Source organism: Micromonospora sp. NPDC049366 (assembly GCF_044466625.1).
Lineage (GTDB): Bacteria > Actinomycetota > Actinomycetes > Mycobacteriales > Micromonosporaceae > Micromonospora.
Window position 1 is genome coordinate 116960 of sequence record NZ_JBITMV010000001.1, and the last position, 24209, is coordinate 141168.

Below are 24209 nucleotides of genomic sequence, written 5' to 3' on the forward strand. Positions count from 1 at the left end.
CTCCACGATCCTGCCCGCGCGGCCTCCCGGTCCAGCGATTCTGCGGACGGCAGACGCCCCGCCGCCCACCACGGGCCGCGTCGAGGTGCTCGGCGGGGCCGGCCGGAACGGCGAACGGCCCGGACCGTGGGACGGTCCGGGCCGGTCAAGCGCCGGGGTCGGGGATCGTGCCCGACGGTCGGCTCAGACGCGGGCGCGGCGGGCGAGGCGCTCCGGGTCGAGGATGATGATGCTCTTGCCGTCCAGGCGCAGCCAACCGCGCGACGCGAAGTCGGCCAGCGCCTTGTTCACGGTCTCCCGAGAGGCGCCGACGAGCTGGGCGATCTCCTCCTGGGTCAGGTCGTGGGTCACCCGCAGGACTCCGCCGTCCCGGGTGCCGAACCGGCCGGCCATCTGGAGCAGGTTCTTCGCCACACGACCGGGCACGTCCGTGAAGATCAGGTCGGCCAGCGAGTCGTTGGTCCGGCGCAGGCGACGGGCGAGCACCCGCAGCAGCTGCTCGGCGATCTCGGGGCGGTTGTTCAGCCACGGGCGGAGCGCCTGCTTGCGCAGCCGGACCAGACGGGTGTCGGTCACCGCGGTGGCGGTCGCCGTCCGCGGGCCGGGGTCGAAGAGCGACAGCTCGCCGACCATGTCCGACGGGCCCATCACCGCGATCAGGTTCTGTCGGCCGTCCGCCGCCCGGCGGCCAACCTTGATCTTGCCGGACAGCAGGATATAGAGACTGTCACCGGGCTCGCCCTCGTTGAAGACGATCTCGCCCTTGCGGACCTCGATCGTCTCCATCTCCTTGGCGAGCGCCTCGGCAGCCTCCGGGTCGACACCCTGGAAGATCCCGCTGCGGGCCAGTACCTCGTCCATCGCGCACCTCCGGTTGCGCGTTGCCGTCCGTCGGCCGGGTCCGCCGTCCGCTGGTCCCTCGCGCGCCGACAAGTCTAGGCGCACGTGAGCGGTAATCAGAGGTGGCCCCTGGAAACGTGATCGTTGGGTGTAACCCGACCGATCCCTACAGTCGGTGACATCGCCGTCCCCGCGGGGGCGGGTGGTGCCCCTGGTGGGGGAGTTTCCGCGGGCCGTAGGGTCACCGGCGTGTTGACGGAGCCCCTGCTGACCAGCCGTCGGGAGGACGGGCTGGACCTGCCCGCGCTGATCTGGCGAGCAACCACACCGCTACGCTCCGTGAGCTCTGGCCCGCTGGGCGGCGGGATCGGTGTACGCCGATGGGTGTTGAACGCGACGGTGCCCATGTCGTACGCCCGGGAGGACCCCACCGACCACCTCGCCGAGATCGCCGGCGGCCTCGGCCTCGACGGACCCGGCGTGGGTCTGCTGACCGGCGTCGACGTCGCCGAGGTGGTGAGCCGGACGGACGCCGGCGTGCGCGTGTGGGCCACCGTCGGCCTCGGCACCCCGGTCCAGGCCGCCGCGCCCGCCGAGCAGGCGCCCGGGCAGCGGGTCGGCACGGTCAACATCGTCGGGTACGTGCCGGCGCGGCTCAGCGACGCCGCCCTGGTCAACGCGGTGGCCACCGCCACGGAGGCGAAGGCCCAGGCGATCGTGGAGCTGGGGTTGGCGGCCACCGGCACCCCGACGGACGCGGTGACCGTGCTCTGCCCCGCCGAGGGGCCGGAGTTCGCCTACGGGGGTCCGCGCTCGGCCTGGGGCGCCCCGCTCGCCCGCGCGGTGCATGCGGCCGTCCTCGCCGGCGGCGCCGGGCCGGTGGTGCCCTGGTCGGAGCGCCTGAACGGCTGAACTTCCAGCCGATCGGCCCTCGTCGCGGCGTTTTCACCCCGGTAGGGTCGCGGGCGATGTACGCTCCCGCCTCTCCTCCGCCGCGCCCGCGCCGTCGAGCCACCGCCCTCGCGCTGGTCGCGCTCTTCGCCCTGCTCGCGGCCGGCTGCGCCGCGCCCGGCGAGGCGCCGGTCTGGCAGCCCGGGGCGGGTGGCGGCGGCACCGGCGCCCCGATCACCGACGCCCCGTCGGAGAGCGCCGCCCCGGAGGCCGGGGGTGACGCGATCACGCTCTCCGCGACCGGCGACATCATCATGGGCAACGCCCCAAGCCGGCTGCCCGCCAACGGCGGCAAGGGCTTCTTCGACTCGGTCAAGAAGGCGCTCGCGGCCGACCTGGTGATGGGCAACCTCGAAGAGCCGCTGACGGTGGACACCGGCACCGGCAAGTGCGGTGCCAACGCCACCCGTTGCTTCCAGTTCCGAGCCCCGCCCGAGTACGCGGCCCACCTGCGCGACGCCGGCTTCGACCTGCTCAACCAGGCCAACAACCACGGCTACGACTACGGCCCGAAGGGCTACGAGAACACCCAGAAGGCCCTGGAGCGCTACGACCTGGCACACACCGGCGCCCCCGACCAGATCACCGTGGTCGAGGTGAAGGGCGTGAAGGTCGCGGTCGCGGGCTTCTCGTCGTACGTCTGGTCCAACAGCCTGGTCGACATCGCGGCGGCCAAGCAGGTGATCGCCAAGGCGGCCACCATGGCGGACCTGGTGGTCGTGCAGGTGCACATGGGCGGCGAGGGGGCGGACAAGACCCGGGTGCGGCCGGGCACCGAGCTGTTTCTCGGTGAGAACCGGGGCGATCCGGTCAAGTTCTCCAAGGCGATGATCGACGCCGGGGCGGACCTGATCGTCGGGCACGGGCCGCACGTGCTGCGCGGGATGGAGTTCTACAAGGGGCGGCTGATCGCGTACAGCCTGGGGAACTTCGCCGGCGGCGGCAACTCACTGAGCAACGACGGCCGCCTCGGCTGGGGCGGGGTGCTCAAGGTGTCGCTGCACCCCGACGGCAGCTGGGCCGGCGGCTCGTTCACCTCGACGTACATGAACAGCGCCGGCAAGCCGACCATGGACGAGGGCGACCGCGGCCTGGGCCTGGTCCGGGAGGTCACCCGCGCCGACTTCCCACAGACCGGGGCCCGCCTCGACGACACCGGGAAGATCAGCCCCGCCTCGGCCGGCTGATCCGCCCGGCAGCGCGCCACAGCCGCCGACGCCGTCGCAGTGGCGACGTAGGCTGGCCCGCGTGACCAGTAGCTCCTCCGACGCCACCGAGACGGCCCTCGGCCTCAAGCGCCGTGCCCGGCGGATCGGTCGGGTGCTGACCGAGACGCACCCCGACGCGCACTGCGAGCTGGACCACTCCAACGCCCTGGAGTTGGCTGTCGCCACGATCCTCTCCGCGCAGAGCACCGACAAGAAGATCAACGAGGTCACCCCGACGCTCTTCGCCCGCTACCGGACGGCGGCCGACTACGCCGGTGCCGACCGGACCGAGCTGGAGACGCTGATCCGGCCGACCGGCTTCTTCCGGAACAAGACCGACTCGTTGATCAAGCTGGGGCGGGCGCTGGTCGAGCGCTACGACGGGCGGGTGCCCGCCAAGCTCGCCGACCTCGTGACGCTGCCCGGCATCGGCCGCAAGACCGCCAACGTCATCCTCGGCAACGCCTTCGACGTCCCCGGGATCACCGTCGACACCCACTTCCAGCGGCTGGTCCACCGCTGGCGGCTGACCGCCGAGACCGACCCGGTCAAGATCGAGCACGCCGTCGGGGCGCTCTACGAGAAGCGCGACTGGACGATGCTCTCGCACCGGGTGATCTTCCACGGCCGGCGGGTCTGCCACGCCCGCAAGCCGGCCTGCGGGGCCTGCACGCTGGCCAAGCTGTGCCCGTCCTACGGCACCGGGCCCACCGATCCGGCGCTCGCCGCCAAGCTCCTCAAGGGGCCCCGCGCCCGTGACCTGGCGGTCGCCGCCGGGGTCGACCCGGAGCTGGTGCCGGCCCAGGCCGTCGCCGCGGAGGTGCCGTGACCCGCCGACTCGCCACGCTCCTGCTCCTGCCGCTGCTGCTCGCCGCCGCGGCGGGCTGCACCACCACCGACCCGGAGGCGCCGGCACCCGCCCGCCCCGGTGCGGCGAGCCGGCCGTCGCCGTTCGACGACTGCGCCGCGCTGACCACCGCGCCGTCGAAGGCCGGACCCACCACCGCGCCGTCGAAGGGCGCCGCCGCCGACCCGCTGCCGGAATTGACGCTCTCCTGCTTCACCGGCGGCGCGCCGGTCGCCCTGCGGGACGTCCGAGGGCCGGCGGTCATCAACCTCTGGGCCTCCTGGTGCCCGCCGTGCCGCAAGGAGCTGCCCGCCTTCCAGCGGCTCCACGAGCGGGCCTCCGGCCGGCTCCAGGTGATCGGGGTGAACACCCGGGACGCCCGCGACTCGGCCCAGTCCATCGGCGAGGACTTCGGCGTCCGTTTCCCGATGCTGATCGACCAGGGCGAGGCGTTGCAGCGGGCCCTCAACCGCAACGCCATCCCGCTCACCGTCTTCGTCGACGGGCAGGGGCGGGTCCGGCACGTCGACACGTCGGGGGCGCTGGACGACGCCCGCCTCGACGCGCTGGTGCGCGAGCACCTCGGGGTGGCGGTGTCGGCGTGACCCGGCAACCACCGGCCTGGATGGCGACCCTGCTGGCGCGGGTCGGCACCGCCCGGGCCGAGGACTTCACCCGACTGACCACGCCCGAGAGCGGAGGCCGGGAGAGCGCCGTCCTCGTGCTCCTCGGCGAGCAGGCCGACACCGGGCCGGACGTGCTGATCCTCCAGCGGGCCGCGACCCTGCGCACCCACGCCGGCCAGCCCGCCTTCCCGGGCGGCGCGGCCGACCCGGAGGATGCCGACGCGTCGGCGACCGCCCTACGGGAGGCGAACGAGGAGGTCGGCCTCGACCCGGGAAGCGTGACCGTGCTGGCCGAGCTGCCGAAGCTCTGGATCCCGGTGAGCGAGTTCGTGGTGACCCCGATTCTCGCCTGGTGGCACGCCCCGCACCCGGTGCGCCCCTGCGAACCGGCCGAGGTGGCGCACGTGGCCCGGCTGCCGATCGAGGAGCTGGTCGATCCGGCGAACCGGGTCCGCGTACGCCATCCGAGCGGTTGGGTCGGCCCGGCCTTCGCCGCCCGCGGGATGCTGGTCTGGGGATTCACCGCCGGCGTGCTCTCCGCGCTGCTCGACATGGGCGGCTGGTCCCGTCCCTGGGCGCCGGGGCGGCTCGTGGACCTGCCGCCGACCGGTGCCTCGCCGGCGCCCTCCGCCGGAACCGACGAGGTCGACGAGGCGCCCGTCCGCTGACCGCACGGTCACCTTCCGCAAGCGATGGTCATCCGGCGAGCCCGCTGCCCGTACGCTTGACCCGTGTCCGCCGTGGATCTCGTCCTACTGCTGCTCATGCTCGTGTTCGCGATCAGCGGATACCGTCAGGGCTTCGTCATCGGAATCCTGTCGTTCTCCGGCTTCTTCCTGGGCGCCCTGATCGGCCTCCAGGTGGGCCCGCTGCTCGCGCGGCAGTTCGTGGACAGCGGCACACGGGTCCTGATCTCCCTGGTGGCCGTGTTCGGGCTCGCGGTGGCGGGGCAGGCGCTCGCCGGTTGGCTCGGCTCCAGCCTGCGCGCGGCGATCACCGGCTCGGCCCTGCGCAAGATCGACGACGTGGGCGGCGCGTTCGTCTCGCTCTTCGCCGTGCTCCTGGTCGCGTGGCTGGTCGCGGTGCCCCTCGGCTCGTCGTCCCTGCCCTGGCTGGCCTCGTCGGTGCGGAACAGCGCGCTGCTCACGGTCGTCGACCGGGTCCTGCCCGACCAGGCCCAGCAGCTCTCCACGGCGCTGCGGGACACGGTCGACACGAACGGCTTCCCGGACGTCTTCGGCGACCTCGCCCCCACCCGGGCCCGGCAGGTGGAGCCGCCGGACCCGGCGCTCGCCGGCTCCCAGGTGGTGGTCAACGGCAAGCGTTCGGTGGTGAAGGTGCTCGGGTCCGCGCCGAGCTGCTCGCGGCGCATCGAGGGCTCCGGCTTCGTGTACGCGGACGACCGGGTGATGACCAACGCGCACGTGGTCGCCGGCACCCGCACGGTGGCGGTGGAGCTGGGCGGTGACCGCTACGACGGTGAGGTGGTCGTCTACGACCCGGACCGCGATCTGGCCGTGCTGTACGTGCCGGGGCTGCCCGGCCCGTCGATGCGCTTCGCCGCCGGCAACGCGGGCAGTGGCGCGGACGCGATCGTGCTCGGTTTTCCATTGGACGGGCCGTACAACGCCCAGTCCGCCCGGGTCCGGGACGTGGACCGCATCACCGGTCCCGACATCTACTCGTCGGGTGACGTCACGCGGGAGATCTACACGATCCGCGCGCTGGTCCGCAGCGGCAACTCCGGCGGCCCCCTGGTCTCCTCGAACGGGCTGGTCCTTGGGGTGATCTTCGCGGCGGCGGCCGACGACCCGAACACCGGCTTCGCGGTCACCGCGGCGGAGGCCCGCCCGGTCGCCCTGGCCGGCGCCGAGCGCACCCGTGGCGTCGGCACCGGCGAGTGCACCTGACCGTCGCCGGGCGGATCACGTCCCCGGCCGGTCCGTCGCCGAGGCCCCTCGCCGGGCAGCGGGCGTCGAAGGCCGGTCCCGGTCCGGGCGGTGCCGCCAGACGGTGAGGGCGGCGGCGGTGGCGGCCACCACGGCCGCCCCCAGCAGCCAGCCGGCGACCACGTCGCTGGTCCAGTGCACCCCCAGGGCCACCCGGCTGAGCCCGGTCAGCCCGGCCAGCAGCAGCGCGCCCACCCAGAGGGCGGCCCGACGCGCGGGGCCACCCGCGTACGGCAGGAAGACCAGCAGCAGCACCCCGGCGAACAGGGCCGCGTTGAGGGCGTGCCCGGAGGGGAAGGCGTAGCCGGTGGCCCGGGCCACCGGGTCCAGCAGGTCCGGACGGTCCCGGGCCACGAGCAGTTTGAGCAGCGGGCCGAGCAGGCCGCCGACGGTCATGGTGATCGCGACCCAGAGCGCCAGCCGGCGTGCGTCGCGCCCCACCAACCAGATCACCACCACGAGCGCGGCGACCCGCAACGGCATCGGCCCGAACACCTCGGTCCACACGCTCAGACCGCGCGTCCAGGCCGGGTGGGTCAGGGCGTAGCCGTGCAGCGCGTCGGTGACCGCGCTGTCGAGCCGCCGCAGCGGCGGCCAGGTGGTGAGGACCAGCAGAGCGAGCAGCGTGAACGGCACGAGGGCCAGGAACGCGGCGGTCGCGGCGAGGGTGAGGCGCAACCCGCGCGAGTCGTCGGGGTCGAGCCGGCGGCGCCGCCAGGATTCCCGGCCCGGGGGGACGAGGGTACGCGGACCGGGCAGGCTCATGGCGTCAGTTCTACCCCGTCGGGCGCGCGGGCAGACGCCGTCGCGTCAGTGGCCGCGCTGCCGGAGCCGCCGCACCATGAGCGCCGCGCCCGTCAGCAGGGCGACGAAGATGGCCGCGCCGGTCCACAGCTGCTCCGGCGCCGACTCCTCCTGTGCGCCGGCGGGCCGGGCGGTCCACGGGCTGTGCTGGCGGGGCGTGCTGAGGCCGAGCGGGTCGCCGCCGGTGCCGGCGGCCGATTCGTCCTGCTCCAGGCCGGGAGCCGACCCGAAGCCCACGATGCCGGGGGAGGCGTTGTCGTCGAGCGGGTTGCCGGTCACCGGCGGCACGTCGGTGGTGAGCGCGGCGACCGGGTTGACCACGCCGTAGCCGAACCGGTCGTCGCGACCGGTCGGACCGATGTCCCGGGCGGTGACTAGCAGGCGGTTGACCACCTCACCCGCCGACATCTTCGGGTAACGAGAGCGGACCAGCGCCGCGGTCGCGGCCACCAGTGGCGCGGCGAAGCTGGTGCCCTGCACCCGCCAGTAGCCGTCGGGGCGGGCGCCGACGAGCCCGGTGGCCGGTGCGGTGAGCACCGTCGCCCGGCCGGTGATCGACCCGGACCAGAGGTTGTCGCTGCTGCGTTCCAGGCCGGCGACCGCGATGACGCCCGGCTCGCGGGCCGGGTACCAGACCCGGGTGCTGGTGGAGGTGGCGAGATTGCCGGTGCAGGCGACGACGACGACATCCCGCGCGAACGCGTAGTCCAGTGCGGCGGCCAGGGCCGGGCTGTCGCCGCTGCCGCCGAGGGACAGGTTGATCACCCGAGCGCCGTGGTCGACGGCCCAGCGCACACCCTTCGCGACGATCATCGCGTCGTCGTAGCGGTTCTCCTCGTCGAGGACGCGGACCGGGAGGATGCGGGCGTTCGGGGCGAGGCCCACGACGCCCTGGTTGTCGTCGGCGCGCCCGGCGATCAGGCCGGCGACCGTGGTGCCGTGGCCCACCGGGTCGGGTTTGCCGCCGCCGGAGGTGACCAGGTCGATCCCCGGCAGGACCTGACCGACGAGATCGGGGTGGCCGCCGTCCACACCGGAGTCGATGACGGCGACGGTCACGCCGCGGCCGGTGGAGCTGCGCCACGCCGTCCGCGCGTCCAACTCGTCGAGCTGCCACTGCTCGTCGCGGATCTGGTCCGGCCGGCCCTTGGGATCGGTCGGCGCGAACGCCACCGGCGCGCCACCGACCTCGTCCAACGGGGTCGGGGCGGCGACGGCCGGCACGGCCGGACCCGCGAGCGCGACGACGGTCGCCGCGACGCCGAGCAGCGCCCGGCCGGCGATCCGTCGCGTCGCCGTCGGGCAACTGTGCCGAACCTCAGTCACATCCCCAGCCGTTCCATCCGGACAGAACCACGACGAGATTACCGGTTCCCACCCCGCCTTCGGGGCGATCCGTCGACACCGGTCACGATGGCGGCAGGTGGGCCAACTGCACCAGGCGTACGCCCTCCCGTCGGGTGACCAGCCGACCACGGCCGGGCGGCAGCGGTCCCGGTCGGACCGAACCGACGAGGGCACCCTCCTCCGGGTTCCCGGCCATCACCAGCCCGGCGGTGGAGAGCTCCCGGAGCCGCTGCACGATCGGCTCGTACTGGGCGCGGCCGGCGCCGCCCGAGCGTCGCACCAGCACCAGGTGCAGGCCGACGTCCCGGGCCTGGGGCAGGTACTCCTCCAGCGCGCGCAGCGGGTTGGTCGGGCCGGTGGCCACCAGGTCGTAGTCGTCCACCAGCACGAACAGCTCCGGCCCGGACCACCAGGACCGGTCCCGCAGCTGCTGCCCGGTGACCTCGGGCCCGGCGATGCGGCGGGCCAGGTAACCGGCGGCGGACTCCACCAGGTCGGCGGTGTGCGCGGCGGCCGTGCCGTAGCCGATCAGGTGCGGCGATTCGATGGCGCCGAGCAGACTCCGGCGGTAGTCGACCAGGATCACCCGAGCCTGCTCCGGAGTGAACCGGGTGACGATCGTGGTCGCGAGCGCGCGCAGGAAGGAGGACTTGCCGCACTCGGCGTCACCGAAGACCACGAAGTGCGGCTCGCCGGCGAAGTCGAGCGCCACCGGCCGCAGGTCGGCCTCGGCGATGCCCACCGGCAGCCGCAGGCCGGCGGTCGCGGTGAGGTCCAGCTCCGCGTACGGGAGCACCGGCGGGAGCAGCCGTACGCGCGGTGCGGGCCGCCCCGGCCAGGCCTCGGCGACCCGTTTGACCAGACCGGCGGTGTCCGCTGTGGACGCGGCGAGCTGCGGCAGCGCGGTGAGGAAGTGCAGGCTCTCGGCGGTGATACCCCGGCCGGGGACCTTCTCCGGCACGTTCGCCGCCGCCCGGCGGGCCACCAGCGAGTCGCCGGGGTCACCCAGCCGCAGCTCCAGCCGGGAGCCGAACAGGTCCCGGATCGCCGGGCGGAAGTCCAGCCAGCGCAGCGCGGTGGTGACCACGTGGACCCCGTACGACAGCCCCCGGGTGGCCAGGTCGGTGATCAGCGGCTCCAGGTCGTCGTACTCGGCGCGCAGCGTCGTCCAGCCGTCCACCACCAGGAACACGTCACCGAACGGGTCGAGTGTCGGCTGGCCGGTGGCCGTGGCCCGACGCCGCCGGTACGCCGCCATCGACTCCACGCCCAGCTCGGCGAAGCGGCGCTCCCGCTCGGCGAGCAGCGTCGCCACCTCACCGACCGTGCGCCGGACCGCCGTCGGGTCGGCCCGGCCGCTCACCCCGCCCACGTGCGGCAGGTCGCGCAGGGCGGCCAACCCACCACCGCCGAAGTCGAGGCAGTAGACCTGCGCCTCGGCCGGGGTGTGGCTGAGCGCCAGCGCGCAGATCAGCGTGCGCAGCAGCGTCGACTTGCCGCTCTGCGGCGCGCCGACCACGGCGACGTGCCCGGCCGCGCCGTCCAACGCCAGCCAGAGCAGGTCCCGGCGCTGCTCGAACGGCCGGTCGACGACGGCGACGGGCACGCCGAGCGCGCCGTGCAGCTCCGGGTTGGCGGTGGTGAGGCCGCGGGCCGGGTCGACCACGATCGGGCCCAGCAGCTCGTCCAGCGCGGGCGGACGGTCCAGCGGCGGCAGCCACACCGGGTGGGCCGGTGGGCCCTGCCCGGACAGCCGGTCCACCAGCAGGTCGAGCAGGCTGCCCCGGCTGTCCGCGTCCGCCGTCTCCGGCGGGGGCGTGGCGGCGGGCTCGGGCACCGGCACGAAGTGGGTGGTGAAGGTGAGCAGCCGTCGAGCGTCGGCGCCGGGTCCGGCAGCGGGGCCGTGGCGGGGCAGGGCCCCCGAGACGTACGCGGCCCGGAAGCGCACCAGCGGCTCGGTGCCGAAGCGCAGGTAGCCGTGCCCGGGGGTGCGGGGCAGCTCGTGGGCGTCCGGCACCCCCAGCACCGTCCGCGACTCCAGCGCCGAGAAGGTGCGCAACCCGATCCGGTACGACAGGTGGGTGTCCAGCCCGCGCAGCCGCCCCTCCTCCAGGCGCTGCGAGGCGAGCAGCAGGTGCACGCCGAGCGACCGGCCCAGCCGGCCGATCTGCACGAAGAGGTCGATGAAGTCGGGCTTCGCCGACAGCAGCTCGGAGAACTCGTCGCAGATCAGCAGCAGCGACGGCAGCGGCGCGAGCGGGCTGCCGGCGGCCCGGGCCCGCTCGTAGTCCCGTACGCTCGCGAAGTTACCGGCCCGGCGGAGCAGCTCCTGCCGCCGCACCAGCTCCCCGTTGATCGCGTCGACCATGCGGTCGACGAGCGGCAGCGCGTCGGCCAGGTTGGTGATCACCGCGGCGGTGTGCGGCAGCCGGTCGAAGGACGCGAAGGTCGCGCCGCCCTTGAAGTCGACCAGCACGAAGTTGAGCTGCTCGGAGCTGTGCGTGGCGGCCAGCCCGAGGACCAGGGTGCGCAGCAGCTCCGACTTGCCGGAGCCGGTCGCGCCGATCAGCAGGCCGTGCGGTCCCATGCCGTCCTGCGCGGACTCCTTGAGGTCCAGCTCGATGGCGCCCCCGTCGGCGCCCACCCCGATCGGCACCCGCAGCCGCTCCCGAGCCGACCGGGGCGCCCAGCCCTGCTCGACGGTGAAGCGCTCCGGGTCGCCGAGGCCGAGCAGGTCGGGGAGGCCCAGGTCGGTGGCGAGCGGGGCGTCCGCGCCGCGGGCGGCGCCGGCCAGGCGCAGCGGCGCGAGCCGCCGGGCGACCGCCTCGGCGTCCGCCGGATCCAGCTGGTCCGGCACGCCCACCTCGGCGCGTCCCTCCACCGAGTACGAGTGCAGCCGCCCGTCGCGCAGCTCCAGCAGCAGCGCGTACCGGTCGAGCAGTCGGGGCGGCGGGGTGTCCAGGTCGAGGACGGTGACCGCGTCGATGCCGCCGTCACCGGTCAGGTCGGTGGCCCCGGTCAGGTCGCCCCCGTCGAGCACCACCACGACGTGCGGCCCGTCGGTCGCCGCGCCCGTCGGGCTGAACCGGGACCGGTTGCCCAGCACGTCGTCGAGCAGGGGTTCCAGGTCGGTGGCGGAGCTGGTCACCAGGCGGACCGGGCCGAGGGCGTCGGTGCGGGTCGGGTGGTGGACGTGCGGCAGCCACTTCACCCACTCCCAGGCGGCCCGCCGTTCCGGCCCGGCGCAGACGGCGATCAGCAACTCGTCGGGGGCGTGGAAGACCGCGAGCTGGGTGAGCGCCGCGCGCACCAATGCCCGGGCGGCGTGGCCCCGCGCCGGGCCCCCGTCCGCCGCCGGCCGCCCGTCGTCCGTGGCCGCCGCCCCGGCAGCGGGCGCCTCGGCGACGAAGACCCGGGCGAAGCTGCGCAGCGAGAGCGCCACCGGCAGGTCGGGCACCACCGAGTACGCGTCGAGGAAGCGGCGCAGCGCGCCCGCCGTCATCGGCTCCAGCTCCTCCAGCGGTCGGGTGACCGGCGAGACGAGCGGGGTGGCCAGGGTCTGTGGGCCGACGGCGACCCGGACCACCGCGAAATCCGGGTCGGCGGGCCGGCGCTCCCACACCCGATGACTCGCCACGGTCGACCAGAGCCGCCCGGGATCGGGATGCCGGTAGCAGAGCCCGGCGCGCTGCTGCCCGGCGGTCTGCCGGACCCGACGCCGCAGCCCCGCGAGGTGCCGCAGGTACTCCCGCCGGGCGGCCATCATCTCCGACTTGCGGGGGGTGCCGGAGGCGCTGCCCCAGGAGGTGACCAGCATCGCCAGCGAGGAGAGCCCGAACATCCCGCCCACCACGTACGCGTACGCGCCGCCGCCCCGGCCGAACATCATCGCCATCGCGACCGTGCCGCCCAGCATGGGCAGCAGCATGAGCAGTTGCTGCCAGCGCCCACCGGCGCCGACGGGGATCTCTGGCGGGGGCTCGACGGGCAGCTCGCCGACCGGGATCTCCGGCGCCGGCCGCCGGGGCGGGCGCTTGATGACGACTGTGGACACCGACCCTCCCGGAACGCTCGGTAACCCGAAGCTGGCTCATCGTAGGTAAAGTCCTGTCGTCCGCGCAGCCACCTATCGCGCTCGATATGGAGAAGTCTCGATGACAACCGGGCTGGCCCGCGTCACTATCAGCGCACCGCGACGACGGGTGGATGTCGCCCTGCCCGAGCAGGTGCCGCTGGCGGAGCTGCTGCCCGACGTGCTCCGGCACGCCGGCGAGGGGCTGGCCGACGACGGCGAGCGGCACGGCGGGTGGCTGCTCCGCCGCACCGACGGCGCACCGCTGTCGACCGCCCAGGCGCTCCTGCCGCAGGGCGTGCGCGACGGCGAGGTGCTGCACCTGGTGCCGGCCCACGCGCACTGGCCCGAGCTCGAGTACGACGACGTGGTGGAGGCGATCGCCGACGGCGCCCGGCGTCGGGGCGGCGCGTGGACCCCGGCCGCCACCCGTGTCGCCGTCCTGGCCGGCGCGGCGGTGCCGCTCGGCGTGGGGCTGGTCGCCCTGCTCGGCGGCGGTCCACGGGCCGGCGTCGGCTGGCCGGGCGCGCTCGGTGTGGCGGTGCTGCTCGTCGTCGCCGGCACGATCGCCTCCCGGGCGTACGGCGACGGCGTGACGGCCGCGACCGTCGGCGGCTACGCGCTGCCCTACGCGGCCGCGGCCGGTGCCCTCGCCGTCGGTTCGGGCGACCCGGTCGGGCCGTTCGCGCCCCTGCGCTGGGTGGGCGCCCCGGAGTTGCTGGCCGGCGCGGCGTCCCTGCTGCTGGTGGCGGTGCTCGGGCTGCTCGGCGTGGCCAGTCGCCCGCGGGTGTTCGTCGCTGGCGCGACGGTCGGCCTGGTGGGCGTGCCGGCGGCCCTCGGCGGGCTGCTGCTCGGCCCGGCCGGCGCCGCGGCGGTGCTGCTCTGCGGGCTGGTCTTCGCGGTCGGGGTGATCCCGTTGGTGGCGATCCGGCTGGGCAAGCTCCCGCTGCCGCCGATCACCCTGCCGGCCCCGCCCGACGGCGGGACGCCCGTACGCGACCTGCCGGACCGTGGGCGGGTCCACGCGGCGGTGGCCCGCACCGAGGAGACGCTCACCGGGATGCTGCTCGGTCACGCGGTGCTGGGCGCCGTCGCGGCGGCCGTGCTCGCGGTCACCGGCGGGACGGCGGGGCGGGTCCTGGTCGCGGTCACCGCCGGGGTGCTGCTGCTCCGGTCCCGGCTCTTCGTGGCGGTGCGGCACCGGGTGCCCCCGGTGGTCGCCGGCCTCGCCGGGTTCGCCGTCCTCGGGGCGGTGCTGGCCGGGCAGGCGGGTGATGTCGGGCGGCTCGTACTCGTCGGGGCGGGCGTGTCGGTGGCCCTGCTGGCCGTGGCCGCCGGCACCACGTACGCCCACCGGCCGGTCTCCCCGTACCTCGGTCGGGTCGCCGACCTGACCGACATGGCCCTCGTGGTGGCGGTCGTGCCGGTGGCCTGCGCGGTGCTCGACCTGTACGAACGGGCCCGGGGGCTGCTCGGCTGAGCGGCCCCGGGCCCGTTCCGCGAAAGTCGTGGCGCGGTCAGTGCGCGGTCTCGCCGCGCTCCTCCGCCTCCTTGGCGCGCCGGTACGACGCCAGGATCTCGGCCTCGGCCTCGGTCCGCCCCACCCAGGTGGCGCCCTCGACCGACTTGCCCGGCTCCAGGTCCTTGTAGACCTCGAAGAAGTGCTGGATCTCCAGGCGGTCGAACTCACCGAGGTGGTGGATGTCGCGCAGGTGCTCCTGGCGCGGGTCCTCGTAGGGGACGCAGAGGACCTTGTCGTCGCCGCCCTTCTCGTCCGTCATCCGGAACATGCCGATGGTGCGGCACCGGATCAGGCAGCCCGGGAAGGTGGGCTCGGGAACCAGCACGAGGGCGTCCAGCGGGTCGCCGTCCTCACCCAGGGTGCCCTCGATGAACCCGTAGTCCGCGGGGTACTGGGTCGACGTGAAGAGGGTGCGGTCAAGCCGGATCCGGCCGGTCTTGTGGTCGACCTCGTACTTGTTGCGGTGACCCTTGGGGATCTCAACCGTGACGTCGAAATCCATCTGCACGCTCCCTCGTTTGCCCACGCTGGCCAACGGAACCACCGACTGCCGCCCGGACAGGTGAAAGCCACCCGCCGGCTCCGGCCGCCGCATAGTGTTCGGACCGAAGTAGTGTCACCCAGGCCGGTTTTCACACGGGGAGGAGGGGGCCGTGGGGAGGGAAGATTCACACTACCGCCCGGACGCGGGGTCTGGACGCGGTACGGGACGATCTGGTTCTGGCGGTGCCAGCGGTCGCGTATCGGTCCCCGGAGCCCATCCACCCCGTGCAAACGAGGGTAATCCACCCCCGAACTGGCAACCGCCGCGGGACACGCCGCCGGCCCGTCCGGGTCAGGGTCGATTCCCCGTCCTCGGGTCCGATCGGCCGATGACGCCGCCCGCCTATCCGCCGGGAACGCACACCTCGGGGCCGGCGCCGACCTCCGGGATCCCGACCAGCCCCGCACCCGCCGGCCCGAACCCGATCCACCGTCCGGTCGACCGCGGCTACGCGCCGGCCGGTGCCGGTGGACCGCAGGCCACCGGCCGCGCCACGGTCGGCCCGCCCCCATCCGGCCCGCCCCCATCCGGCCCGCCCTTGTCTGGCCCGACGCCCGGTAACTGGGGTGGTGGCCCGGTGAGCACCCCGCCGACCGGGCCCGACCCGGCCGGCGGTTCACCCCGGCGACGGCGCCTGCCCGTGGTGCTCGCCGTGGTCCTGCTGCTCGTGCTGGCCGGCGCCGGCGTCGCCGTGGTCCGCCCCGGCCCGGTCGCCGGTTGGCTGGGCGGCGACCAGGAGAGCCCGCAGGCCGCAGGCGTGCGGCCCGACCCGTCGCCGTCGCCCGTGCTCGCCGGAGCCGATCCGAACGCGCCGCTGCCCACCTCCGACGGCGTACGCGCCGCCCTGGACCCGCTGGTCGAGGCCGCCGTCCTCGGCGACCGGGTGAACGTGTCGGTAGCCGACGTCGCCACCGGTGAGTCGCTCTTCGCCAAGGGCGCCGACGACGGCACCGTCCCCGCCTCGGTGACGAAGCTGGTGACCGGTGTGACCGTGCTGGCCGCGCGCGGACCCGGCTACCGGATCCCCACCAGGGCGGTGGCCGGGGCGAACCCGGGTGAGGTGGTGATCGTCGGCGGCGGCGACCCGACGCTGGCGGTCGACCAGAAGGGCTTCTACCCCGGTGCGGCTCGCCTCGACGACCTGGCCGCCCAGGTCAAGCAGGCCCTCGGCGGCACCGCCCCGACCAAGGTCATCGTCGACTCCTCGCTCTACTCCGGCCCGACCCTCGAACCGGGCTGGGACGAGGACATCCCGGTCGGCGGCTACGGCGCGCACATCACCGCCCTGATGACCGACGGGGCGCGCAGCGACGTGCCGAAGGCGAAGAAGGACCACGAGAACGGCGAACACGCCGCCGAGCGGGTGTCCCAGCCCGCCCTGGTCGCCGGCCGCGCGTTCGCCCGGCTGCTCGGTGTGCCCGCCGGTGCCGTCAGCACGGGACGGGCGCCCGCCGGGGAGGGGGCCGCGGCCGGCGCTCCCGGCGCGGAACTGGGCAAGGTCGAGTCGCTGCCGATGGTCCGCCTGGTCGACATCATGATCACCGACAGCGACAACATCATCGCCGAGGCGCTGGCCCGGCAGGTCGCGCTGGCCCGCAACCAGCCCGCCTCGTTCACCGGCGCCGCCGCCGCGATGGACGCGGTCGCCGGTGAGCTGGGTCTGCCCGCCGACGAGTTGGCTCTCGCCGACGGCAGCGGGCTCTCGCGTACCAATCGGATCAGCCCGTCGCTGCTCACCGACCTGATCACCCTCGCCGCCAGCGGCAAGCACCCCGAACTGGCCGCCATCTTCGGCGGCCTGCCGGTCGGCGGATGGTCGGGCACCCTGGGCGAGCGGTACGCGACGGCGGGCACGAAGCCCGGCGCCGGCGTGGTCCGCGCGAAGACCGGGACGCTGTCCGGAGTGAACGCGATCGCGGGCCTGGTCACCACCGCCGACGGGCGACTGCTCACGTTCGCCGTGCTCACCGACAGAGCGGGCAGCACCGACCCGGCCCGGATCGCGCTGGACCGGATCGCCGCCGCGCTCGCCGGCTGCGGCTGCCGCTGACCGCTCCGGGACGACTCGGCCGTCGACCGCTGACCTGGCGTTCTCGACGGCCGGGAGCGACGGCCGGGCCGCACGGGATCGGTGGGGATCGGTGTCGATCGCCCGCCGCGAGGCCCGGCCGGTGTGTTCCCACGCGGGTACGGTGGGTGCATGGCGCAGTTCGTGGACTGGGATCTGGCCGCCGCGACCGCGGGGGCGCTGGGCAAGTCGGGCCCCAAGGTGACGTACGCGGAGGCCACCAACGTGGTCGGCGACCTGCGTCGGCTCACCGACGAGGCGGCCGGGCACGTGGCCGACTACACCGGCCTGCGGGCCCAGGTCACCCACCCGCCGGTGCGGGTGGTCGACCGGCGCGACTGGGCGGCCGCCAACATCGAGGGCCTGCGCGAGGTGATCAGCCCGCTGGTCAGCCGCCTCACCGGCGACAAGCAGCCCAGCGCGATCACCGAGGCGATCGGCTCACGGCTCACCGGGGTGCAGGCCGGCACGGTGCTCGCCTACCTGTCCGGCCGGGTGCTCGGCCAGTACGAGGTCTTCTCCGCCGACCCCGGTCAGCTGCTGCTGGTGGCGCCGAACATCGTCGAGGTGGAGCGAAAGCTCGGCGCCGACCCGCGTGACTTCCGGCTCTGGGTGTGCCTGCACGAGGTGACCCACCGGACCCAGTTCACCGCCGTGCCGTGGATGCGGGCGTACTTCCTCGGCGAGGTGCAGGCCTTCGTCGACGCCTCGTCCGGCAACGAGCACGTGCTGGAGCGGCTGCGGCGCGGCGTCGCCACCCTCTCCGACGTGATCCGCGACCCGGAGAGCCGCACCAGCGTGCTGGACATCGTCCAGACCCCGGCCCAGCGGGCCGTGCTCGACCGGCTCACCGCGCTGATGACGCTGCTCGAAGGGCACGCCGAGTTCGTGATGGACGGGGTGGGCCCGGAGGTCATCCCGAGCGTCGATCGGATCCGGGCGGCCTTCAACCGCCGCCGCGAGGCCGGCAACCCGCTGGAGAAGGCGATCCGCCGGCTACTCGGCGTGGACATCAAGATGCGCCAGTACGCCGAGGGCCGCAAGTTCGTGCACGGCGTGGTCGAGCGCGTCGGCATGGAGGGCTTCAACAAGATCTTCGGCTCGCCGCTGACCCTGCCCCGGCTGGAGGAGCTCGGTGACCCGGACGCCTGGGTCGCGCGGGTTCACGGGCCGGTCGGCCCGGTCCAGGCCACCGGCTGACCGCACCCGTGGCCGCACTCGCCCCGCCGGTCGCCGCCGTCCGGACGGCGGTCCGCCGCGCGCTGACCGGCCTGCCCGGCGACGGGCCGGTGCTGGTCGCCTGCTCCGGAGGCGCGGACTCGCTCGCGCTGGCCGTCGCCACCGCCTTCGTCGCCCCTCGGCTCGGCCGGCGGGCCGGTTTGGTGACCGTCGACCACGGCCTTCAGGAGGGCTCCGCCGAGCGGGCCGCCGCCGTGGCGGCCTGGGCGGACGACGTGGGCCTGGCCCCGGTCGAGTCGGTCCGGGTGGCGGTGGCCGGGCGGCCGGGCGGGCCGGAGGCGGCGGCCCGGGAGGCGCGTTACGAGGCTCTGGTGGACGCTGCCGTGCGTCATCGGGCGGCCGCGCTGCTCACCGGGCACACCCGCGACGACCAGGCCGAGACGGTACTGCTCGCGCTGGCCCGAGGCTCCGGCCCGCGTGGCCTGGCCGGCATGCCCGCCCGGCGTGAGCTCTCCGGGGTGCCGCTGCTGCGCCCACTGCTGGCGGTGACCCGCGAGCAGACCCGGGCGGCGTGTGCCGCGCTCGGGCTCGACCCGTGGCAGGACCCGCACAACAGCGACCCCGCGTACGCCCGGGCCCGGGTGCGTGCCGACGTGCTGCCGGTGCTGGTCGACGCGCTCGGGCCGGGTGTCCTGGACGGGCTGGCCCGCACCGCGGCCCTGGCCGCCGCCGACGCCGCCGCTCTCGACGACCTGGCCGACGCCGCGCTGGCGGGGGCCCGGCATCCGGACGGCGGGCTCGCCGTGCCGGCGCTGGTCGCCCTCGTGCCGGCCGTGCGGGGCCGGGTGCTGCACGCCTGGGCGCGCGAGTTGGGCGCCACGCCCGGCGCGCTCTCGCACCGGCACGTCGCCGCGCTGGAGGCGCTGGTCAGCGACTGGCGGGGGCAGGGTGCCGCGTACCTGCCCGGGGGTCGGCGGGTGCTCCGCCGCGCCGACCGACTGTTCGACCCCGACCCGGCCTGACACCGGGCCGGTTGGTCCGGCCCCGTGCCGGCCTGACACCGGGCCGGTTGGTCCGGCCCCGAGTCGGTGTGACACCGGGGGCCGGCTGGTTCGGCCGACCGTGCGCCCCGGCGGGCGCCGCCCGCGAGCGGTCCGTGCGCCGCTCGGGCCGTCAGACGGCGTGGCTGCGGTCGCGGAAGGTCGTCCGGTAGGTGTGCGGGGTGGCACCGACCCGGCGGGTGAAGTGGTGCCGCAGAGCGGCGGCGTCGCCGAAGCCCACCTGGTCGGCGACTGCCTCCACGCTGAGCCGGGTCTCCTCCAGCAGCCGTCGGGCCAGCAGCACCCGCTGGTTGGTCAGCCAGTCGTGCGGGGTGGTGCCGGTCTCGGCCCGGAACCGGCGGGCGAAGGTGCGCGGCGCCATGCCGGCCCGGGCGGCCAGGTCGTCCACGGTCACCGGCCGGTCCAGGTGTCCCATGAGCCACTCAAGCACCGGCTCCAGCGTCGGCGCCTCGGGTGCCCTGGGGATGGGCGCCTCGACGTACTGGGACTGGCCGCCGTCGCGGTGCGGCGGAACGACCATCCGGCGGGCCAGCCGGGTGGCGGTGGCCGAGCCGTGTTCCTGACGGACCAGGTGCAGGCAGGCGTCGATGCCGGCGGCGGTGCCGGCGCTGGTCAGCAGCCGGCCGTCGGCGACGTAGAGCGAGTTGCACTGCACCCGGGCCCGCGGGTGCAACCGCTGCAGGTCGTCCACGTGCCGCCAGTGGGTGGTGCAGTCACGGTCGTCGAGCAGGCCGGCCGCGCCGAGCAGGAAGGCGCCGGAGCAGACGCTGAGCACGTGTGCGCCGCGCGCGTCCGCCCGACGCAGCGCGTCGAGGACGGCGTCGGGGGCGTCGCGCTGGTTGTGGGCGGGCACCGCGACCAGGTCGGCGTCCTCCAGCGGGGCGAGGTCGGCGTGCGGGACCAGTTGAAAGCCGGACGCGGTGCGGACCGGGTCGCCGTTCGGGCTGCACACGTGGAAGCGGTAGCCGGGGAAGCCGTCGGCCGTCCGGTCGGTGCCGAAGACCTCGGCGAGCACGCCGAGCTCGAACGCGGCGACCTGGTCGAGGGCGAGGATGGCGACCGAGCGGAGCATGTGACGAGGGTAACCCATCGAATGGCAGGAAATCGATGGGTGATGGCATTACTGCCACTGTCCGGCAGGGTCGGATTGGCGCAGACTTGGGTCAAGTCCGGTGCGCACCGGCGGCGAAATGGTCATCAACCATGCGAAAGCGAGCGCCGCCATGGAGTCTCTGTTCCTTCTCCTGTTCCTCGTCCTCCTCGCCGCAGCCTCGGCGTCCGGCCTCACCGCCGACAGCCGCGACTCGGCCGACTGGAAGCCGACCGACGACGGTCACCGCTGGCAGTCACGTACCTGCTGATGTTGTTGGTCCGGATTTGCGGCAAAAATTCGTGGCGGGACCGCGCCAAAAGGGGCGGCCCCGCCGACGGAGGTCGGGGGACGTACGGCAGGCTAGGAGTCATGGCTGACGGCTCCTGGTACGACGCCGACATCGACCACGTGATCATTTCCGAGGCGCAGATCCGCGAGAAGACGGCCGAACTGGCCAAGCAGGTCTCGGCGGACTACGCCCACGTCGAGGACGGGCTCCTCCTGGTGTGCGTCCTCAAGGGCGCGGTCATGTTCATGGCCGACTTCGCTCGGGCGCTCGGCCGCAGCGGGCCCCCCGCCGAGCTGGAGTTCATGGCGGTCTCCTCGTACGGCCAGGGCACCAGCTCCTCCGGCGTGGTCCGCATTCTCAAGGACCTGGACCGGGACATCGCCGGCCGGCACGTGGTGGTGGTCGAGGACATCGTCGACTCCGGCCTCACCCTCTCCTGGCTGCTGCGGTACCTGGAGTCGCGCTCGGCGGCGAGCGTCGAGGTGGTCGCGCTGTTCCGCAAGCCGGACGCGATCAAGGTCCAGGTCCCGGTGAAGTACGTCGGCTTCGACATCCCGACCGAGTTCGTCGTCGGCTACGGGCTGGACTTCGCCGAGCGTTACCGGGAGCTGCCCTACGTCGGGGTGCTCAAGCCGGACGTCTACGCCCGCTCCTGAGCGATTCTCGTATCGGCGTTCATCAAGCCGACGTTCAGCGGACTCTCAGCTCTTCCGACTACCGTGTAGGACGGTGGCGCGGAGGCTCTTCCGCGTCCGGCCCCTCGACCGCTTGACCGGGTGTTCGCAGGTGGCCGGGCCGGATTCCCCGCCACGCCGGTCCCGCCCGGTCCCGCCGTACGCATCGGCGCGGCTGGCGGGCCCCGCGACCGGTACGCACCGTCGATGCACGAGGTGCGCCGAGTGCGGGGCTCGCAAGCTCACTCCGCGCGCACACGGTGTACCGTCGAATGACCGCAGCGCGGCACTTGTCGCGCTTCGGGGTCGAGGCCGGCCCGCACGGCGGCTCCGGCGGCCGCCGCAGGCGGCGACACCAATCAGACGGTCAGGACGTCGATCAGGAGGATGCGGGCACCCCGGTGCCCGACAACAGCATGGAACGTACGCGTTTCTTCCGCCGACCGGTGGTCTGGATCATCCTGGTCATCCTCGGCGCCGTTGTGCTCAGTCAGTTGTTCACCTCGGGTCCCAGTTACCACCGGGTGGACACTTCCGTTGCGCTTGACCAGCTTCACACCGCCAAGATCAACAAGGTCGTCTTCCAGGACAAGGAGCAGACGCTCCAGCTCGACCTGGCGCAGAAGACCAAGTTCGGCGACACCACGACCGACAAGATCCAGGCCCAGTTCCCCTTCGAGGTGGGCGACGAGGTCTGGAACGAGGTCCTCGCGGCCAAGGCGGCCAACCGGGTCACCGGTCCCGCCGACACCAAGGTGTCGTCCGACAGCATCTGGGTGAGCCTGCTGGTCAACCTGCTCCCCATCGTGCTGCTCGTGCTGCTGCTGCTGTTCTTCATGTCGCAGATGCAGGGCGGCGGCTCCCGGGTGCTCAACTTCGGCAAGTCCAAGGCCAAGATGATCACCAAGGACACGCCGAAGACGACCTTCGCGGACGTCGCGGGTGCCGAGGAGGCGGTGGAGGAGCTCCACGAGATCAAGGACTTCCTTCAGAACCCGGCCAAGTACCAGGCCCTGGGCGCCAAGATCCCGAAGGGCGTGCTGCTCTTCGGTCCGCCCGGAACCGGTAAGACGCTGCTGGCCCGCGCGGTCGCCGGCGAGGCCGGGGTGCCCTTCTACTCCATCTCCGGCTCCGACTTCGTCGAGATGTTCGTCGGTGTCGGCGCCAGCCGGGTCCGCGACCTGTTCGAGCAGGCCAAGGCCAACGCGCCGGCCATCGTCTTCGTCGACGAGATCGACGCCGTCGGTCGGCACCGCGGCGCCGGCATGGGCGGCGGCCACGACGAGCGCGAGCAGACCCTCAACCAGCTGCTCGTCGAGATGGACGGCTTCGACACCAAGGGCGGCGTCATCCTGATCGCCGCCACCAACCGGCCGGACATCCTCGACCCGGCGCTGCTGCGTCCGGGCCGGTTCGACCGGCAGATCCCGGTGGACGCCCCCGACATGGAGGGCCGCAAGGCCATCCTGCGGGTGCACGCCAAGGGCAAGCCGTTCACGCCGGACGTCGACCTCGACGCGGTGGCCCGGCGCACCCCGGGCTTCAGCGGCGCCGACCTGGCCAATGTGATCAACGAGTCCGCGCTGCTCACCGCCCGCAAGAGCCAGCGGGCGATCACCAACGACTCCCTGGAGGAGTCGATCGACCGGGTGATCGCCGGTCCGCAGCGCCGGACCCGGGTGATGAGCGACCAGGAGAAGAAGATCACCGCGTACCACGAGGGTGGGCACGCGCTGGTCGCCTGGGCGCTGCCGCACGCCGCGCCGGTGCACAAGGTGACGATCCTGTCCCGCGGCCGCTCGCTGGGCCACACCCTGGTGCTGCCCACGGAGGACAAGTACACCCAGACCCGCGCCGAGATGATCGACACCCTGGCGTACGCGCTGGGCGGCCGGGCCGCGGAGGAGCTGGTCTTCCACGAGCCGACCACCGGTGCCGGCAACGACATCGAGAAGGCCACGCAGCTGGCCCGGGCCATGATCACGCAGTACGGCATGAGCTCGAAGCTCGGTGCGATCAAGTACGGCACCAGCGGGGACGAGCCGTTCCTCGGCCGCAACATGGGCCACGAGCGGGACTACTCCGACGCGGTGGCCGCCGAGATCGACGGCGAGATGCGGGCCCTGATCGAGCTGGCCCACGACGAGGCCTGGGAGATCCTGGTGGAATACCGGGACGTCCTGGACAACATCGTGCTCGAGCTGATGGAGAAGGAGACCCTCTCCACCGCCGACATGGCCCGGATCTGCGCCCGGGTGGCCAAGCGGCCGCCGATGGCGCCGTACAACGGCTTCGGCAAGCGTCAGCCCTCCACCGAGCCGCCGGTGCTCACCCCGGCGGAGAAGGAGGCGCTCAAGGCGCAGGCCCAGGCCGACGGTGCCCAGGCGGGCGTCGGCGGCGGCACCTCGTCCAACAACTCGGACGGCACGCACTGAGTACGAACCCGGCGGCCAGCTCCCTCGACGGGGGGCTGGCCGCCTCCGCGACCGAACCGGGCGACGACGCGCTGGACTACATCGCCGCCCGGCTGATCAACGGCAAGCTCACCGGTGGCCCGGTCGAGGACAGCGTCGACCTGCCCCGGATCGAGAAGGCCGTCCGCGAGATCCTCATCGCCGTCGGCGAGGACCCGGACCGCGACGGCCTCCGGCAGACCCCGGCCCGGGTCGCCCGCGCGTACGCCGAGCTCTTCGCCGGCCTGCGCGTCGACCCGGCCCAGGTGCTCAGCACCACCTTCGAGGCCAACCACCAGGAGCTGGTGCTCGTCCGGGACATCGACGTGATGAGCCTCTGCGAGCACCACCTGCTCCCGTTCCGGGGCAGCGCCCACATCGGCTACATCCCGGGCCCGGACGGCCGGATCACCGGGCTGTCCAAGCTCGCCCGGCTGGTCGAGGTGTACGCCCGCCGGCCCCAGGTGCAGGAGCGGCTCACCTCGCAGATCGCGGACCTGCTGATGAACAAGCTCGCGCCGCGCGGTGTGATCGTCGTACTGGAGTGCGAGCACATGTGCATGGCGATGCGCGGCATCCAGAAGTCGGGCGCGCAGACGATCACCTCGGCCGTCCGCGGCACCCTGCAGAACGACGCGAAGTCGCGGGCCGAGGCGATGGCCCTGATCCTGCCCCGCTGACC

Annotated in this window: 20 protein-coding genes; 14 read left to right on the forward strand and 6 right to left on the reverse strand. The window is 74.0% G+C overall.

Annotated elements, in window-relative coordinates; all coding sequences use genetic code 11:
- Positions 1–183 precede the first annotated feature (183 nt).
- The gene (locus ACIBTV_RS00565) at positions 184–861 is read right to left on the reverse strand and encodes a Crp/Fnr family transcriptional regulator (protein ID WP_007466162.1); all 678 of its coding nucleotides are present in this window, start codon (positions 859–861) and stop codon (positions 184–186) included.
- Between the two features lie 228 nt (positions 862–1089).
- Between ACIBTV_RS00565 and ACIBTV_RS00570 the strand changes: the two genes are divergently transcribed.
- The 6 genes from ACIBTV_RS00570 (at position 1090) to ACIBTV_RS00595 (ending at position 6382) form a co-directional block, all read left to right on the forward strand.
- A complete protein-coding gene (locus ACIBTV_RS00570) occupies positions 1090–1752 on the forward strand; it encodes an adenosylcobinamide amidohydrolase (protein WP_396700922.1) in 663 nt (220 codons plus the stop codon).
- 56 nt (positions 1753–1808) lie between these two features.
- Complete coding sequence (locus ACIBTV_RS00575; RefSeq protein WP_396700924.1) at positions 1809–2978, forward strand: CapA family protein; 1170 nt, start codon at positions 1809–1811, stop codon at positions 2976–2978.
- Between the two features lie 61 nt (positions 2979–3039).
- Positions 3040–3828, forward strand: a complete 789-nt coding sequence (nth, locus tag ACIBTV_RS00580; protein WP_396700926.1) for an endonuclease III — start codon at positions 3040–3042, stop codon at positions 3826–3828.
- Entirely contained in the window at positions 3825–4451 is a 627-nt protein-coding gene (locus ACIBTV_RS00585) for a TlpA family protein disulfide reductase (RefSeq protein ID WP_396700928.1), read from the forward strand. Before nth ends, ACIBTV_RS00585 begins: the two co-directional genes overlap by 4 nt.
- Entirely contained in the window at positions 4448–5140 is a 693-nt protein-coding gene (locus ACIBTV_RS00590) for an NUDIX hydrolase (RefSeq protein WP_396700930.1), read from the forward strand. Before ACIBTV_RS00585 ends, ACIBTV_RS00590 begins: the two co-directional genes overlap by 4 nt.
- A gap of 63 nt (positions 5141–5203) precedes the next feature.
- Positions 5204–6382 carry a MarP family serine protease gene (locus tag ACIBTV_RS00595; protein WP_396700932.1) on the forward strand — a complete coding sequence of 393 codons (1179 nt, stop codon included), beginning with the start codon at positions 5204–5206 and terminating at the stop codon, positions 6380–6382.
- Positions 6383–6397: 15 nt separating this feature from the next.
- Here ACIBTV_RS00595 and ACIBTV_RS00600 read toward each other — a convergent pair whose 3' ends face one another.
- The 3 genes from ACIBTV_RS00600 to eccCa form a co-directional block, all read right to left on the reverse strand.
- Positions 6398–7186, reverse strand: a complete 789-nt coding sequence (locus tag ACIBTV_RS00600) for a phosphatase PAP2 family protein (RefSeq protein WP_396700934.1) — start codon at positions 7184–7186, stop codon at positions 6398–6400.
- A gap of 45 nt (positions 7187–7231) precedes the next feature.
- A complete protein-coding gene (gene mycP / locus ACIBTV_RS00605) occupies positions 7232–8422 on the reverse strand; it encodes a type VII secretion-associated serine protease mycosin (RefSeq protein WP_396702003.1) in 1191 nt (396 codons plus the stop codon).
- Between the two features lie 211 nt (positions 8423–8633).
- Positions 8634–12626 carry a type VII secretion protein EccCa gene (gene eccCa, locus ACIBTV_RS00610; RefSeq protein ID WP_396700936.1) on the reverse strand — a complete coding sequence of 1331 codons (3993 nt, stop codon included), beginning with the start codon at positions 12624–12626 and terminating at the stop codon, positions 8634–8636.
- A 100-nt stretch (positions 12627–12726) separates the two neighbouring features.
- Between eccCa and eccD the strand changes: the two genes are divergently transcribed.
- The gene (eccD, locus tag ACIBTV_RS00615; RefSeq protein ID WP_396700938.1) at positions 12727–14124 is read left to right on the forward strand and encodes a type VII secretion integral membrane protein EccD; all 1398 of its coding nucleotides are present in this window, start codon (positions 12727–12729) and stop codon (positions 14122–14124) included.
- A gap of 37 nt (positions 14125–14161) precedes the next feature.
- Here eccD and ACIBTV_RS00620 read toward each other — a convergent pair whose 3' ends face one another.
- A complete protein-coding gene (locus ACIBTV_RS00620) occupies positions 14162–14668 on the reverse strand; it encodes an inorganic diphosphatase (protein ID WP_091599259.1) in 507 nt (168 codons plus the stop codon).
- A 685-nt stretch (positions 14669–15353) separates the two neighbouring features.
- Here ACIBTV_RS00620 and dacB point away from each other — a divergent pair.
- From dacB to tilS, 3 genes are all read left to right on the forward strand, one after another.
- Entirely contained in the window at positions 15354–16760 is a 1407-nt protein-coding gene (gene dacB / locus ACIBTV_RS00625) for a D-alanyl-D-alanine carboxypeptidase/D-alanyl-D-alanine-endopeptidase (protein ID WP_396702005.1), read from the forward strand.
- A 150-nt stretch (positions 16761–16910) separates the two neighbouring features.
- Positions 16911–17978: a zinc-dependent metalloprotease gene (locus tag ACIBTV_RS00630; protein WP_396700941.1), complete on the forward strand. Its 1068-nt coding sequence runs from the start codon at positions 16911–16913 to the stop codon at positions 17976–17978.
- A gap of 8 nt (positions 17979–17986) precedes the next feature.
- Positions 17987–18979, forward strand: a complete 993-nt coding sequence (gene tilS / locus ACIBTV_RS00635) for a tRNA lysidine(34) synthetase TilS (protein WP_396700943.1) — start codon at positions 17987–17989, stop codon at positions 18977–18979.
- A 151-nt stretch (positions 18980–19130) separates the two neighbouring features.
- Here the strand turns inward: tilS and ACIBTV_RS00640 are convergent, their stop codons facing one another.
- Complete coding sequence (locus ACIBTV_RS00640; protein ID WP_396700945.1) at positions 19131–20090, reverse strand: GlxA family transcriptional regulator; 960 nt, start codon at positions 20088–20090, stop codon at positions 19131–19133.
- A gap of 151 nt (positions 20091–20241) precedes the next feature.
- On the opposite strand from ACIBTV_RS00640, the gene ACIBTV_RS00645 reads away from it, so the two are divergent.
- From ACIBTV_RS00645 to folE, 4 genes are all read left to right on the forward strand, one after another.
- Positions 20242–20379, forward strand: a complete 138-nt coding sequence (locus ACIBTV_RS00645; RefSeq protein ID WP_396700947.1) for a hypothetical protein — start codon at positions 20242–20244, stop codon at positions 20377–20379.
- A gap of 101 nt (positions 20380–20480) precedes the next feature.
- Positions 20481–21056 (forward strand): hypoxanthine phosphoribosyltransferase, encoded by a 576-nt coding sequence (gene hpt, locus ACIBTV_RS00650; protein ID WP_091594290.1) that lies wholly within the window; start codon positions 20481–20483, stop codon positions 21054–21056.
- A gap of 434 nt (positions 21057–21490) precedes the next feature.
- A complete protein-coding gene (gene ftsH / locus ACIBTV_RS00655; protein ID WP_396700950.1) occupies positions 21491–23509 on the forward strand; it encodes an ATP-dependent zinc metalloprotease FtsH in 2019 nt (672 codons plus the stop codon).
- Positions 23510–23544: 35 nt separating this feature from the next.
- Complete coding sequence (gene folE, locus ACIBTV_RS00660; protein ID WP_396702007.1) at positions 23545–24207, forward strand: GTP cyclohydrolase I FolE; 663 nt, start codon at positions 23545–23547, stop codon at positions 24205–24207.
- The last annotated feature ends 2 nt before the right edge of the window (positions 24208–24209 follow it).